Source organism: Achromobacter colocynthidis (genome assembly GCF_057334535.1).
Window position 1 is genome coordinate 482,203 of the sequence record NZ_JBHFIZ010000039.1, and the last position, 15,320, is coordinate 497,522.

14 protein-coding genes are annotated in these 15,320 nt (G+C 63.0%); all 14 read left to right on the plus strand.

Annotation, left to right across the window (positions count from 1 at the left end):
* The first annotated feature begins 289 nt into the window (after positions 1–289).
* Positions 290–823 carry an ATP synthase subunit I gene (locus ACE04A_RS28600; RefSeq protein WP_485820816.1) on the plus strand — a complete coding sequence of 178 codons (534 nt, stop codon included), beginning with the start codon at positions 290–292 and terminating at the stop codon, positions 821–823.
* An 87-nt stretch (positions 824–910) separates the two neighbouring features.
* Positions 911–1,792: a F0F1 ATP synthase subunit A gene (gene atpB, locus ACE04A_RS28605; protein ID WP_485820760.1), complete on the plus strand. Its 882-nt coding sequence runs from the start codon at positions 911–913 to the stop codon at positions 1,790–1,792.
* Positions 1,793–1,909: 117 nt separating this feature from the next.
* Complete coding sequence (atpE, locus tag ACE04A_RS28610; protein WP_003815363.1) at positions 1,910–2,152, plus strand: F0F1 ATP synthase subunit C; 243 nt, start codon at positions 1,910–1,912, stop codon at positions 2,150–2,152.
* 144 nt (positions 2,153–2,296) lie between these two features.
* Positions 2,297–2,767, plus strand: a complete 471-nt coding sequence (locus ACE04A_RS28615; RefSeq protein ID WP_006227275.1) for a F0F1 ATP synthase subunit B — start codon at positions 2,297–2,299, stop codon at positions 2,765–2,767.
* Positions 2,768–2,779: 12 nt separating this feature from the next.
* Positions 2,780–3,319, plus strand: coding sequence for a F0F1 ATP synthase subunit delta (locus tag ACE04A_RS28620; protein ID WP_100853366.1), 540 nt, complete (start codon positions 2,780–2,782; stop codon positions 3,317–3,319).
* Between the two features lie 28 nt (positions 3,320–3,347).
* Positions 3,348–4,889: a F0F1 ATP synthase subunit alpha gene (gene atpA / locus ACE04A_RS28625; protein ID WP_006217061.1), complete on the plus strand. Its 1,542-nt coding sequence runs from the start codon at positions 3,348–3,350 to the stop codon at positions 4,887–4,889.
* Between the two features lie 98 nt (positions 4,890–4,987).
* Positions 4,988–5,893 (plus strand): F0F1 ATP synthase subunit gamma, encoded by a 906-nt coding sequence (atpG, locus tag ACE04A_RS28630; RefSeq protein WP_259252832.1) that lies wholly within the window; start codon positions 4,988–4,990, stop codon positions 5,891–5,893.
* A gap of 42 nt (positions 5,894–5,935) precedes the next feature.
* Entirely contained in the window at positions 5,936–7,339 is a 1,404-nt protein-coding gene (gene atpD / locus ACE04A_RS28635; RefSeq protein WP_100853365.1) for a F0F1 ATP synthase subunit beta, read from the plus strand.
* 9 nt (positions 7,340–7,348) lie between these two features.
* Positions 7,349–7,774 carry a F0F1 ATP synthase subunit epsilon gene (locus ACE04A_RS28640; RefSeq protein ID WP_006217064.1) on the plus strand — a complete coding sequence of 142 codons (426 nt, stop codon included), beginning with the start codon at positions 7,349–7,351 and terminating at the stop codon, positions 7,772–7,774.
* Between the two features lie 195 nt (positions 7,775–7,969).
* The gene (locus ACE04A_RS28645) at positions 7,970–8,809 is read left to right on the plus strand and encodes a helix-turn-helix domain-containing protein (RefSeq protein WP_485820761.1); all 840 of its coding nucleotides are present in this window, start codon (positions 7,970–7,972) and stop codon (positions 8,807–8,809) included.
* Between the two features lie 57 nt (positions 8,810–8,866).
* Positions 8,867–9,940 (plus strand): uroporphyrinogen decarboxylase, encoded by a 1,074-nt coding sequence (hemE, locus tag ACE04A_RS28650; protein WP_259252834.1) that lies wholly within the window; start codon positions 8,867–8,869, stop codon positions 9,938–9,940.
* A 351-nt stretch (positions 9,941–10,291) separates the two neighbouring features.
* Positions 10,292–12,382, plus strand: a complete 2,091-nt coding sequence (locus ACE04A_RS28655) for a primosomal protein N' (protein ID WP_448716968.1) — start codon at positions 10,292–10,294, stop codon at positions 12,380–12,382.
* Between the two features lie 13 nt (positions 12,383–12,395).
* Positions 12,396–14,456: a UvrD-helicase domain-containing protein gene (locus tag ACE04A_RS28660; protein ID WP_259252836.1), complete on the plus strand. Its 2,061-nt coding sequence runs from the start codon at positions 12,396–12,398 to the stop codon at positions 14,454–14,456.
* 15 nt (positions 14,457–14,471) lie between these two features.
* Positions 14,472–15,299, plus strand: coding sequence for a helix-turn-helix domain-containing protein (locus ACE04A_RS28665; protein ID WP_448716969.1), 828 nt, complete (start codon positions 14,472–14,474; stop codon positions 15,297–15,299).
* Positions 15,300–15,320 lie beyond the last annotated feature (21 nt).

The window sequence follows — 15,320 nt, forward strand, 5'->3', positions numbered from 1 at the left end:
GCCCCCCCCCCCCCCCCCCCCCCGCCAGCGCGGTTCGCGTCCCTAATTTCGATGTTTGCCGGTACGTTGCGCGCACCTTACAAACTCCCGAAAGTTCATTTGCTTGGGCAAAAAGATTCAAGCTATACTCTGCGGGTTTGACGCTTGCGGGATAAGAACACGTGGCGGCCGGGTAGGTAAAAGTAGTTGAAAGACACTACTTTTGTGCAGGCTAAGCCGGTTCTGACAGGGGCAAGAAGTAGCGGGGTGTTTGATGCATGAGCCAATGCAAAACTCGATGCAAAGCACGATGCGGGACTCATTACGAGACGCAGCGCAAAGTGCACAGCAACGAGGGTTGTCGGGCCAGGGCGGTAAAGAGGGTGGAGTTGGCGGTGGTGGCATCAACAGTGATGGCATCCTCGATGATGACATCAAGGTCCTGGTTCTAAGCGACGCGGATCGCGTGGCGCTGAATGCTCAGGCAAGCCGCGGTCTCCTGTTGGCACTGGCGGCGCAAGGCGCCATGGGGCTCGCAGCAGCGGTAATTGCGGGAGTTGTCGGAGGGGCGGCGGCTGGTTGGTCGGCGCGGGCGGGGGCGGGAGCGTATTTCATACCCAATGCATTGTTTGCATTGCGCCTGGCTGTCAGTGTTCGGGCCGGTAAAGCCAATCCCTTTACCTTTCTCTCTGGTGAGTTGATCAAGTTGTTCGCAACCGCATTGCTGTTGTGGATGCTTTCGCGTGTGGCACAGGACAGTCTGGTTTGGCCTGCCGCATTGCTGGGTTTGATACTCACATTGAAGGGTTATCTCTTGCTCTTGATGTTCCGCAAGTTGTCTTAGCGCCGAGCAGTAAGTAGCGGCAAACGTGATCGTGGAATCGTCCGACTCGCAAGGGTTCGGGCATACAGCAAATAGGGTAGGATTCAAATGGCTGCTGCCAGCGACGTGTCGCCTCAGTCCGCGTATATTCAGCATCACTTGGTGCATCTGAACAATACCGGTGAAAAACAGAGCGCAATTGCTCAGTTCGACATCATCAATTACGACTCGTTGTTCTGGTCCGGCCTGATGGGTCTGATCGTCATTTTCTTTCTGTGGCGCGCTGCTCGCCGCGCCACCAGTGGCGTGCCGACCCGCTTCCAGGCTTTCGTGGAAATGATCGGCGACATGGGCGACGACCAGGCCAAGGGCATCGTCCACAACGCCAAAAGCCGTCTTTTCATCGCCCCGCTGGCGCTCACCGTGTTCCTCTGGATCATCCTGATGAACGCGCTGGACTTGCTGCCGGTTGACCTGTTGCCCTCCATCTGGCGCCTGACCGGCCTGGGTGCCGAGCACGGCGATCCCCTCTATTACCACCGCATTCTGCCGACGGCCGACCTGAACGTGCCGATGGGCATGTCGCTGGGCGTGCTGCTGCTGATGTTCTATTACGGCATCAAGATCAAGCACCCGGGCGGCTTCGTCAAAGAACTGTTCACCGCGCCGTTTCATGCGCATGGCCTGGGCGCCGTTGTGCTGGCCCCGTTCAACCTGCTGCTGAACCTGATCGAATACGCCGCCAAGTCCGTGTCGCTGGGCATGCGGTTGTTCGGCAACATGTTCGCCGGCGAACTGATTTTCATGCTGATCGCCCTGCTGGGTGGCGCCTGGACCGGCTTTAACGGCGCCAGCATCGGCTTGGGAATCGGCCACATCCTGGCCGGCTCCATCTGGGCGATCTTCCACATCCTGATCGTCCTTCTGCAGGCCTTCATCTTCATGATGCTGACGCTGGTTTATCTCGGCCAGGCACACGAAGGCCACTGATCCCCCGAATTTCTCGCGCTGGCCACCCGGCCAGCGTGGGATAGCAAGATTATCTTGCATTGAGCTGTACCCCTTATTTTCAATTTTTGACTTCAGATTTCTAACCAAGGAGTTGTCATGACCAACGTCGCTTTCGTTGCCCTCGCTTGCGGTCTCATCATCGGTTTGGGTGCTATCGGCGCTTGCATCGGCATCGCATTGATGGGCGGCAAGTATCTGGAAGCTTCGGCTCGTCAGCCTGAGCTGATGAACGCTCTGCAAACGAAGATGTTCCTGCTGGCCGGCCTGATCGACGCGGCATTCCTGATCGGCGTGGGTATTGCCATGCTGTTCGCCTTCGCCAACCCGTTCGTCGGTTAAGGCAGCGCCCGCCGGCGAATAGGCGGGTCATGACGTTGGCGGCGATGTGGGCAACAGCCCCGTCGCCGGCCAGCAAAGTATCGAGTGCTCCGTGACGCCCCTTTCCGGGTGCGGTCGGAGCCGCAAGGTGTTAAAGGAACGACCGTGAATCTGAACGCGACGATCATTTTCCAGATGCTCGTGTTCTTCGTTCTGGGCTGGTTCACGATGAAATTCGTGTGGCCTCCTCTGACGAAGGCGATGGACGAGCGCCGCCAAAAAATCGCCGACGGCCTTGCCGCCGCCGAGAAGGGCAAGGCCGATTTGGCTCAAGCCCAGGCGCGTGTCAGTCTGATCGAGGCTTCTGCCAAGTCCGAAAACCACGCCCGCATCATCGAGGCCGAAAAGCAAGCCGCCTCCCTGATCGAGCAAGCCCGCCGTGAAGCGGAAGCTGAACGCGCCCGTATCGTGGCTCAAGCCGCTCAGGATGCCGCGCAGGAAGTCCAGCGCGCTCGTGACTCGCTGCGCGACGATGTTGCCGCGTTGGCTGTCAAGGGTGCTGAACAGATCCTCAAGCGCGAGGTTGACGCCCGCGCCCACGCCGAGCTGCTCAACCAGCTTCGCGCGCAGCTTTAATCCGGGACCGTCATGGCTGAACTTTCCACTGTTGCCCGGCCCTACGCTGAAGCGCTCTTCAGCGCAGCGCGCGACGACAAGGCCGGCTTGCCGGCCTGGGCCGACCTGGTCAGCGAAATGTCGCAGGTCGCCTCCAACCCCGACGTGCGCGAGGCCATGGCCGACCCGCGTCTGGGCGATAAGCAGCGCGTCGAGCTGTTCTCCGGCCTGATCAAGGCCGAACTGCCGCAGGCCGCCCGTAATTTCATCGAGCTGCTGGTCGAAAACGACCGGCTGCTGCTGCTGCCCGACATCGCCTCGCAATTCGTGGTGCTGCGCAATCGTCACGAGGGCACGGCGCAGGCGGAAATCACCAGCGCGTTCGAACTGAGCGACGCCCAGGTCAAAGACCTGGTCGACGCGCTCGAACAAAAATTCGGCCTCAAGCTCAAGCCCAACGTCACCGTCGACCAGTCGTTGATCGGCGGCGTGCGCGTGGCTGTCGGCGACCAAGTGCTCGATACTTCCGTACAAGCCCAATTGGTCCGCATGCGCGATCAGCTCGCCGCTTAAGGCAACTAACAGGATTCCAGGAGTCAATATGCAACTCAATCCCTCCGAGATCAGCGAACTGCTCAAGAGCCGCATCGAGGGCCTGGGCGCTTCGGCTGATGTCCGTACTCAGGGCACCGTCGTGTCCGTGACCGACGGTATTACCCGCATCCACGGCTTGTCCGACGTGATGCAGGGCGAAATGCTCGAATTTCCCAACAACGTTTTCGGTCTGGCGCTCAACCTCGAGCGCGACTCCGTCGGCGCCGTTATTCTGGGCGACTACACCGGCATCTCCGAAGGCGACCAGGTCAAGACGACCGGCCGCATTCTGGAAGTTCCGGTTGGTCCGGAACTGAAAGGCCGCGTGGTTAACACGCTGGGCGAGCCGATCGACGGCAAGGGCCCGGTCAACGCCAAAGAAACCGACATCATTGAAAAAGTGGCGCCTGGCGTTATTGCCCGTCGCTCGGTGTCGCAGCCGCTGCAAACCGGCGTCAAGGCTATCGACTCGATGGTGCCGATCGGCCGTGGCCAGCGCGAGCTGATCATTGGCGACCGCCAAACCGGCAAGACCGCTGTCGCCGTCGACACGATCATCAGCCAGAAGGGCAAGGGCGTCACCTGCGTGTACGTCGCTATCGGCCAGAAGGCTTCCACGATCAACAACGTGGTGCGCAAGCTGGAAGAGCACGGCGCGATGGAATACACCATCGTCGTGGCCGCTTCGGCTTCGGACTCGGCCGCCATGCAATACCTGGCCGCCTACGCCGGTTGCACGATGGGCGAATACTTCCGCGATCGTGGCGAAGACGCCCTGATCGTCTATGACGACCTGACCAAGCAAGCCTGGGCCTACCGCCAAGTGTCGCTGCTGCTGCGCCGTCCGCCGGGCCGTGAAGCCTACCCGGGCGACGTGTTCTACCTGCACTCGCGTCTGCTGGAACGTGCTGCCCGCGTGAACGAAGACTACGTCGAAAAGTTCACCAACGGCGCCGTCAAGGGCAAGACCGGTTCGCTGACCGCACTGCCGATCATCGAAACCCAGGCAGGCGACGTGTCCGCCTTCGTTCCGACCAACGTGATCTCGATCACCGACGGCCAGATCTTCCTGGAAACCGACCTGTTCAACGCCGGTGTCCGCCCCGCAATCAACGCCGGTATCTCGGTGTCGCGTGTGGGTGGCGCTGCTCAGACCAAGGTCGTCAAGAAGCTGTCCGGCGGTATCCGTACCGACTTGGCGCAGTACCGTGAACTGGCCGCCTTCGCGCAGTTCGCTTCCGACCTGGACGACGCCACCCGTCGCCAGCTGGAACGCGGCAAGCGCGTGGTCGAACTGCTCAAGCAGCCGCAATACCAGCCGCTGCAAGTGTGGGAACTGGCCGTCACGCTGTACACGGTCAACAACGGCTACCTGGATGACGTGGACGTGGCCCAAGTGCTGTCGTTCGAGAAGTCGCTGAAGGATCAACTGAAGGCCAAGCATGCGGCCATGATCCAACGCATCGAAGACACCAAGGAACTGTCCAAGGACGACGAGGCCGAACTGGCCACCGCCGTTCAGGAATTCAAGAAGCACGGTGCTTTTTAAGAAAGTGATGGGTTAGGCGTCTGCAACGCCTCACCCGTCCTTACCGGATGGTTGAGGCGTGAGCGGAACCCATCGGCCAGTCTTCACAGGAAAGCGCAATGCCCGGAATTAAGGAAATCCGAACCAAGATCAAGAGCGTGCAAAACACGCGCAAGATCACCAAGGCGATGGAAATGGTCGCCGCATCCAAAATGCGCAAGGCGCAGGAACGGATGCGTGCTGGTCGTCCGTACGCTACCAAGGTGCGCGAGATTGCTGCGCACCTGATGCAGGCCAACCCCGAGTACAGCCACCCGTACCTGGTCGAACGCGAAATCAAAGCGGTCGGCGTGGTCATGGTGACGACTGACAAGGGTTTGTGCGGCGGCTTGAACACCAACATCACTCGCGTGACGTTGGGCAAGCTGAAAGAGTTCGAGAAAAACGGCATCGCCGTGCAAGCGACCGCTTTCGGCAACAAGGGCGTGGGTGTGCTGACCCGTATCGGCGCCAAACTGGTGTCCCAGGAAGTGCAACTGGGCGACAAGCCGCAACTGGACCGCCTGCTGGGCGCGATCAAGGTGCAGCTGGACGCCTACCTGGAAGGCCGCATCGACGCGCTGTACGTGGCTTCGACCCGCTTCGTCAACACGATGAAGCAGGAGCCGTTGTTCTTGCGTCTGCTGCCGTTGGCCAGTGGTTTGGACGATCCGTACCAATCGGGCGCCGAGAGCCTGGCCAAGACGTCGGAAGTGAAGTCGGACTACAGCTGGGATTACATCTACGAACCCGACGCCCGTAGCGTGATCGACGACCTGCTGCAGCGTTACGTTGAAGGCCTGCTGTATCAAGCCGTGGCCGAGAACATGGCTTCGGAGCAGTCGGCCCGGATGGTCGCCATGAAGGCGGCGTCGGACAACGCCAAGAAGGTCATCGGAGAGCTGCAACTGGTCTACAACAAGACCCGTCAGGCCGCGATCACCAAAGAAATTTCGGAAATCGTAGGGGGCGCTGCCGCCGTTTAAGGCAGGCAGCTCCCATCTAAAGCTATCAAGCAAGGAATCGACATGAGCAACGGAACCATCGTTCAGTGCATCGGCGCCGTGGTGGATATTCAGTTCCCCCGCGATCACATGCCCAAGATCTATGAGGCGCTTACCCTGGCCGACGACGAGTCCTCCTCGTTCGCCGAAAAGGGCCTGACGCTGGAAGTGCAGCAACAGTTGGGCGACGGCGTGGTGCGTACCATTGCGCTGGGCTCCAGCGACGGCCTGCGCCGCGGCATGAAGGTCACGGGCACTGGCGGCCCGATCTCGGTGCCCGTCGGCACCGGCACGCTGGGCCGCATCATGGACGTGCTGGGTCGTCCCATCGACGAAGCCGGTCCGATCCAACACGAAGAAAAGCGTGGCATCCACCAACCGGCTCCCCGTTTCGACGAACTGTCGCCGTCGGTGGAACTGCTGGAAACCGGCATCAAGGTTATTGACTTGGTCTGCCCGTTCGCAAAGGGCGGCAAGGTCGGCCTGTTCGGCGGCGCCGGCGTGGGCAAGACCGTGAACATGATGGAACTCATCAACAACATCGCCAAGCAGCACAGCGGTTTGTCGGTGTTTGCCGGCGTGGGTGAGCGTACCCGCGAAGGCAACGACTTCTACCACGAAATGGAAGAGTCGAACGTTCTGGACAAGGTTGCGATGGTGTTCGGTCAGATGAACGAACCCCCGGGCAACCGTCTGCGCGTGGCACTGACCGGCCTGACGATGGCCGAGAAGTTCCGTGACGAAGGCCGCGACATCCTGTTCTTCGTGGACAACATCTACCGCTACACCCTGGCCGGTACCGAAGTGTCCGCACTGCTGGGCCGTATGCCGTCGGCCGTGGGCTACCAGCCCACGCTGGCTGAAGAAATGGGCAAGCTGCAAGAGCGCATCACGTCGACCAAGACCGGTTCGATCACGTCCATCCAGGCCGTGTACGTTCCCGCGGATGACTTGACCGACCCGTCGCCTGCCACGACCTTCCAGCATTTGGACTCCACCGTCGTGCTGTCGCGTGACATCGCTTCGCTGGGTATCTACCCGGCCGTGGACCCGCTGGATTCGTCCAGCCGCCAGCTCGACCCGCAAGTCGTCGGCGAAGAGCACTACGCGGTTGCCCGTGGCGTGCAGCAAACGCTGCAACGCTACAAGGAACTGCGCGACATCATCGCGATTCTGGGCATGGACGAACTGTCGCCGGAAGACAAGCAGGCCGTGGCCCGCGCGCGTAAGATCCAGCGCTTCCTGTCGCAGCCGTTCCACGTTGCTGAAGTGTTCACCGGCTCGCCCGGCAAGTACGTTCCGCTGGCCGAAACCATCCGTGGTTTCAAGATGATCGTGGAAGGCGAGTGCGATGCACTGCCGGAACAGGCCTTCTACATGGTCGGTTCGATCGACGAGGCCTTCGAGAAGGCCAAGAAACTGCAATAAGGAACCGATATGGCTACCCTGCATGTGGATGTCGTCAGCGCAGAGGAAGCGATCTTCTCCGGTGAGGCGAAGTTCGTGGTGCTGCCTGGCGAAGCGGGTGAACTGGGCATCTTGCCCGGCCACACCCCGCTGATTTCGCGCATACGCCCCGGCACGGTCAAGATCGTTCGTGCCGACCAAGGCGAGGAAAACATCTTCGTCGCCGGGGGCATTCTGGAAGTGCAGCCGGGCAGCGTGACGGTTTTGGCCGACACTGCTATCCGTGCTTCCGATCTGGACGAAGCCCGCGCCGTGGAAGCTCGCAAGAAGGCCGAAGAGGCCCTGGCGAACGCCAAGGACAAGGCGGACATCGCAGTTGTCGAAGCGGAACTCGCCATGCTGGCTGCGCAAGCCATCGCGGCGCGCAAGCTGCGCCAAGGCGGCCGTTCGCACTAAGCGGCAAAGCAGTACACCGGGGCTTGCTCCGGATTGGAAAAAGCGGCCATTGGCCGCTTTTTTCATGCCCGTTCGAAACGCAACGGCGTGCCGTGCCGGTTCCAGGCGTGGCGACCGCAATGCGTTCGATACGAATAGCTGGGCGGGTTTTGCAACAGTAGCCTTCATGCTTGCCTAACGAGTCTTGGGGGTAGCGTGCGAGAAGTCCTGGATTGCGGGGTGCTGCTGGCGCCCGGCCACGAAGCCGCCATGCGCGACTGGGTGACACGGTGTCAGGGCGGGCTGCCGCGCGTGCGCCTGCATCTGGTGCCTTTGGAAGCGCAGGTGGCCGTGGACCATGCGGGCGCACCCGAGACCACAAGCCTGCCCGCGAGCCTGCAACAAGACGTGCAGGCCTTGGCCCGCGTAGCGGTGTCGCTGCGGCGCTATGACAGTTGCGTGCTGCCGGTGGCGCCATCGTCGGGCGCCTGGGCGCGCATGGCGCTGTCGCACGCGGGCGACGCGCTGACCACGCCCTTGCTGCTGCTGATGGACGGCATGAAAGCGCCCGCCATCGAAGACTTGCTGGGCCTGGGCGTCACCGACTTCATGGCGCAGCCCGCCTGCGTGGAAAGCATGCGCGTACGGCTCGCCCGTATGCGCTGGCCTGTCTCGGGCTCGCACCCGGCTTGGCGCCAGGCCAGGGTGGAAGAGGCGCCGGCGCGCTACGCCGCCCATGGCGGCAGCCCCGCGCCACCGCCACACGCTGCCCGGCCGCAGGTGGCGGCGGACATCCTGGAACAGGGCTTGGCCAATCTGCGCGACACCCGGCGCCAGGCGGCGCAGGAATCGTTCCGCCAGGCCAAGGCGCGGGTGGTCGATGGATTCGAGCGCGAGTACATCCGCCACGCTCTGTCGCGCCATGGCGGCAATGTGGCGCAGGCCGCGCGCGCCTGCGAAAAGCATCGCCGTGCCTTCTGGGCCTTGATGCGCAAGCATGGTATTGAGGCCGCGCCGTACCGTCAGGCAGCGCAAGGACGCCGGATGCGTGACTAAACCGCTCTTGATCCCCAAGGGAAGTAAAATCACGGCTTCCGATCAACGAGGATAGTCGTGTCTGCTTCCAGCTTGAAGAACGATGTGTTCTTGCGCTCGCTCTTGCGCGAGCCCGTGCCCTATACCCCGATCTGGCTGATGCGCCAGGCGGGTCGCTACCTGCCCGAGTACCGCGCCACGCGGGCCCGCGCAGGCTCCTTCATGGGCCTGGCTCAAAATCCGGACTACGCCATGGAGGTCACGTTGCAGCCGCTGGCGCGCTACGACCTGGATGCGGCCATTCTGTTTTCGGACATTCTGACGGTGCCGCATGCCATGGGCCTGGGCCTGGACTTCGCCGAAGGCGAGGGCCCGCGCTTTGCCCACCCGGTGCGTACCGAGGAGGACGTCGCCCGCCTGGCCGTGCCCGACATGGACAAGCTGCGCTATGTCTTCGATGCGGTGGGCGTGATCCGCCGCGAGCTGGACGGCAAGGTGCCGCTGATCGGCTTTGCCGGCAGCCCGTTCACCATCGCCTGCTACATGGTCGAAGGCAAGGGCAGCGACGACTACCGCCTGATCAAGACCATGCTGTATTCGCGCCCAGACCTGCTGCACCGCATCCTGGAAATCAACGCCGAGGCCACGCTGCAATACCTGAACGCACAGATCGCCGCGGGCGCGCAGGCCGTCATGCTGTTCGACAGTTGGGGCGGCGTGTTGGCCGATGGCCTGTTCCAGCAATTTTCGCTGGCGTACACCAAGAAGGTCGTGGATGGCCTGACCCGTGAAAACGAAGGCCGGCGCGTGCCTGTCATCGTGTTCACCAAGGGCGGTGGCCAATGGCTGGAGCAGATTGCGGCTTGTGGTTGCGATGCTGTCGGGCTGGACTGGACGGTGGACCTGGCCGCGGCGCGCCGCCGCACGGGCGACTCGGTTGCCTTCCAGGGCAACCTGGACCCGATGGCGCTGTTTGGCGGCGGCCCCGCCATCCGCGCGGAAGCCCGCCGCGTGCTGGACGCGTTTGGTCCAGTCGGCAAGGGCGGGCACGTGTTCAACCTGGGACACGGAATTTCGCGCTTTACTCCGCCGGAAGCCGTAGCCGAATTGGTCGAAGAAGTCCACCAACACAGCCGCGCGCTGCGGGGGTAAGTGAGTGGACGCTTCGGTTCCAAGGGCCGATATTTGAGGGCCCGGGCAAGTACTTGTGCACAGCAGGAATTTGCCTGGGGAAAACCCTTTAGAAGCTAGTTTACAATCTTGGAACGTTATATAAGCTACTGTTTTTAAACGGAAAAATTGAGTTTTACACCGGATTGCAGCATGCTGCGCAATCTTGGCTTATTCCGAAAATTGACGTTGCTCCAGCCTTTTCCCCAAAGTTATCCACAGGCGCCGCCCAAGCCGGCCGGCGCGCCCCGGCGGCAATTGTCCGGCGGCGCCTTCCCCCATTACCTATCAGCCATTCGGATTAATCCTTTTCCATGACCCGCCCAAGCCTCCATGTCTGAACCGCTGCCAGGAACGACGTCCGAAGCCGTCTGCTGGGTGCGCGTGGCGCTGGACGTCCCCTTGCCCGGCCCCTTCGATTACCGCAGCGATGCGCCCGTCGCGGTGGGCTTGCGGGTGATCGTCCCGTTCGGGCGGCGCAAGATGGTCGGCGTGGTGGTGGAGAACCCGGCGGAGCCGTCATACGAGCCCAAGCAGATCCGGCCGATCGAACAGGTGCTGGATGACCTGCCCCCCTTTGACGAAGACTGGCTGCGCATGGCGCGCTTTGCGGCGGACTACTATCAACGGCCCCTGGGCGAAGTGATGTTGCCGACCTTGCCGCCGCCACTGCGCAAGCCCACCGCGTATCAGGGCAAGCGCTCGGCGGGCGGCCCGGTGGCGCGCCTGGACAATCGCAAGCGCAAGCCGGTGCGTGCGCTGGCCAAGGCGGACCAGCCGCCGGAACTTAACGACGCGCAGCGCGCCGCCGTGGACACCATTGGGGCATTGACCGGCTTCAAGCCTGTGCTGCTGCACGGCGTAACGGGCAGCGGCAAGACCGAGGTCTACCTGCGGGCAGCGGAAAAGGTGCTGGGTGAAGGGCGCCAGGTGCTGCTGATGGTGCCCGAGATCAACCTGACGCCGCAGTTGGAAGCCGCGCTGCGCGCGCGCCTGGAAGCCTTGGTGGGGCCGGATGGCCTGGCCGTCATGCACAGCGGCTTGTCCGACGGTGAGCGGCTGCAAGCCTGGGCCCGCGCTCAGCGCGGCGAGGCGCGCATGGTGCTGGGCACGCGCATGTCGATCTTTGCGCCCCTGAGCAAGCTGGGCTTGATCGTGGTCGACGAAGAGCACGACGCTTCCTACAAGCAGCAGGACGGCCTGCGCTATTCGGCGCGTGACCTTGCCGTGTGGCGGGCGCACGATCTGGATATTCCCGTGGTCCTGGGGTCGGCCACGCCGTCCCTGGAAACCTGGCAGCATGCCGAGCGCGGCCGCTATCTGCGCTTGACGCTGCCGGGCCGGGCGCGCTCCAGCACGCTGCCGTCGATGCGCCTGGTGGATACACGCCGCTTGCAGATGAAGCACGGCATGTCACCGCATTTGCTGGAGGCCATCGGCCAGCGACTGGAACGCAAAGAGCAGTCGCTGATCTTCCTGAACCGGCGCGGCTATTCCCCAGTGCTGCATTGCCAGTCTTGCGCCTGGGTCAGCAACTGCCCGCGTTGCACCGCGTTTACCGTGCTGCATCGCACGGATGGGCGTGGCCATCGGCTGCAATGCCACCACTGCGGTTACCAGGCGCCGGTGCCGCGCGCCTGCCCGGAATGCGGCGACCAGGACCTGGCCCCCATGGGCCGGGGCACCCAGCGCATAGAAGAGCATCTGGCCGAGCTATTTCCGGGTGCGCGCATCCTGCGCATTGATGCCGACAGCACGCGCAAGAAAGGCAGTGCCGAAGCGCTGTTCGCTTCCGTCCATGCGGGCGAGGTCGACATCCTGGTGGGCACGCAGATGGTGGCCAAGGGGCATGATTTTGCGCGGCTGGGCCTGGTGGGCGTGCTGAATTCCGATTCGATGCTGTTCGCGCACGACTTCCGCGCGCCCGAGCGCCTGTTTGCTCAGCTGATGCAGGTGGCGGGCCGTGCCGGCCGCCATCAGGGCAATGGCGAGGTGCTTATCCAGACCGGCTACCCGGAGCAGCCGGTGTATCAGGCCTTGCTGCGCCATGACTACGCGGGCTTTGCGCGCCATGCCCTGCATGAACGCGAAAGCACCGGCTTGCCGCCCTTCGTCTATCAAGCCCTGCTGACGGCCGAAGCGCGCGAACTGAAAGTGGCGCAAGCTTTCCTGGAGCGCGCGCGCGTGCTGCCGGAAGGCGAATGGGCCGCCGATTTTCCGGGCCTGGATGCCATCATGCTGTACGACCCGGTGCCGCTGCGGGTGGTGCGGGTGGCTAATATCGAGCGTGCCCAACTGCTGGTGGAAAGCAGTAGCCGGCCGGCCTTACAGGCCTTTCTGACGTCGTGGTCGCACCACTTGCCGTATATCGCCAACGAGGCGCGGGTGCGCTGGCAGTTGGAAGTCGATCCGCTTGAAATCTAGCCCAAGGTCCAACATGTCCGCCAACGAAGCCATTGCCCAAGGGATGAACCCCGCCCAACGAGAGGCGGTGCTGTACCTGGACGGCCCCTGTCTGGTGCTGGCCGGCGCCGGCAGCGGCAAGACGCGCGTGATCACGCAGAAAATTGCGTATCTGCTGCGTGAATGCGGCTACATGGGCCGCAACGTGGTGGCCTTGACCTTCACCAACAAGGCCGCGCGCGAGATGGACGAGCGCGTGAAGACGCTGGTGGACCGCAAGCTGTCCAAGGGCCTGATCATCAGCACGTTCCACTCGTTGGGCGTGAAGATGCTGCGCGAGGAAGCGCGCAACGCCGGGCTCAAGCCCACGTTTTCCATCCTGGATGCCGATGACGCCATGTCCATCATTCAGGAACTGCTGGCCACCACCGACAAGGCGCGGCTGCGGCACGTGCAGGGCATTATTTCGCTGTGGAAAAACGGGCTGATGGAGCCGGACGACGCCGCGCGCGAAGCCGTCACGCCCGGCGACGTGGAAGCCGCCCACATCTACCGCAGCTATGCCGCCACGCTGGCGGCCTATCAGGCGGTGGACTTCGATGACCTGATCCGCATTCCCGCGCTGCTGTTGTCCAGCAACGAAGAGGTGCGCACGCGCTGGCAAAACCGCGTCCGCTATCTGCTGGTGGACGAATACCAGGACACCAACGTGTGCCAGTACCGGCTGGTGCAGTTGCTGACGGGCTCGCGCGCCATGTTCACGGCGGTGGGCGACGACGACCAGGCCATCTATGCCTGGCGCGGCGCCACCATTGAAAACCTGGCCAAGCTGACCACCGACTACCCCAACATCAAGCTCATCAAGCTGGAACAGAACTACCGTTCGGTGCAGCGCATTCTGGCCGCCGCCAACGCGGTCATTGAAAAGAATCCCAAGCTGTTCGACAAGAAGTTGTGGTCCGACCTGGGTGTGGGCGAGCCCATCCTGGTGTCGGCCATGGACGGCGAAGAGCAGGAAGCCGAATCCATCGCCATGAAGGTGTCGGCCTCGCGCTTTGAACGGCAGGCGCAGTGGAAGGATTTCGCCATCCTGTACCGCAGCAATCATCAGTCGCGCATTCTGGAACAGGCGCTGCGCAACCTGAAAATTCCGTACACGATCTCGGGCGGGCAAAGCTTCTTCGACAAGGCGGAAGTGCGCGACGTCCTGTCGTACCTGCGCCTGTTGGCCAATGACGATGACGACCCCGCGTTCATCCGCGCGGCCACCACGCCCAAGCGCGGCATCGGCCAGGCCACGTTGCAGGTGCTGGGCCAGTACGCGGCCACGCGCGAAACGTCGCTGCTGGCCGCCGTGGCCGAGACCGGGCTGGAAAGCCTGCTGGCGCCGCGCCAGTTGGAGCCCTTGCGCACCTTTGCCGAATTCATCCGCCGCATGCAATGGCGCGCCGGACGCGGCACCACGGGCAAGGACGCCGCGCCGGCTGAACCCGCCGGCGTCATCCTGGACGACCTTTTGGAAGCCATTCAGTACGAACGCCATCTGTTCGAACTGTTCGAGGAACGCCCCGCGCAAACACGCTGGCAGAACGTGCTGGAGCTGACCGGTTGGCTCAAGCGCAAGGCCGAAGAAGACAACATGACGCTCTTCGACCTGGTGCAGCACGTGGCGCTGGTCACGATGCTGGAACGCGGCGAGGAAGACGAGCCCGATGCGGTGAAGATGTCGACCCTGCATGCGTCCAAGGGCCTGGAGTATCCGCACGTGTACCTGGCGGGCGTTGAAGAAGGCTTGCTGCCGCACTTGGGCAAGGACGACGAAGTGGGCGACCCCGCGCGCGCGGCCGAGAACCTGGCCACGCGCATCCAGGAGGAACGCCGCCTGATGTACGTGGGCATCACCCGCGCGCAGCGCAGCCTGAACCTTAGCTGGTGCAAGCGCCGCCGCCGCGCGCGCGAAGACCTGGTGCGCGAGCCGTCGCGCTTCATCGAAGAGATGGGGCTGGGAGATGTGCGCGTGCAGGAAGACGAAGCCACCGCCGCCATGAACCCCAAGGAGCGCATGGCCATGTTGAAAGCGCTGCTGAAGAAGTAGCGCGCGGCCTGTGCCATGAAAGACGACGTCCGCTATCTGCCCGTGTCCGGCACGCCGGGGCTGGTGCTGGGGCAGGCGCGTCTTAGCGAATTCCAGTTTGACCGCCACTATCACGACGACTATCACATCGGCCTGGTGACGCAGGGCGTGCAACGCCAGCACTTTCGCGGGCAGAGCATTCTGCTGGGGCCGGGCGGCATTGCGCTGATGCCGCCCGGCGAAATCCATGACGGCATGGGGGCGGACGACCAGGGCTCGGCCTATGTGCTGAAGACCTTCCGGATTTCAGCGGCGTTGATGCGTGCCTGGATCGAAGACGTGTCGGATGCCGCGCCCCGCGAGCACTTCTTCGGCACACTGCTGCAAGACGCCGCGCTGGCGCAGCGCTTCATGGCCTTGCACAACGTGTGGATGTCGCGCGCGCCGGACGAGCCGTTGGCGCGGCAGTCGCAATCACTGGCTTTGATGGCCGACCTGTTCGTGCGCACGCGCACGGTGTCGCCGCAGGTGGTCAAGGGTGGCCTGTCAGCGGCGCATCGGCTTGCCGTGCGGGATTACTGCCATGCGCATCTGAGCGAGAAGATCGCGCTGGACGACTTGGCGCGGTTGTGCGGACTTAGCCGTTTTCAATTCCTGCGGCGCTTTACGCACACGGCCGGTTTGACGCCCCACGCCTGGCTGGTGCGGCTGCGGCTGGAGCGGGCCTGCGCGGTGCTGGCCACCGCACGCATGTCGGTGGCCGAGGTGGCGGCGGAAGTGGGTTTCTATGATCAAAGCCATTTCAACCGCGCCTTCCGCGCCGCCTATGGCGCACCGCCTTCGGCCTATCAACCGGCGGCGTAATCGAAGCCGCAGGCGTCACAC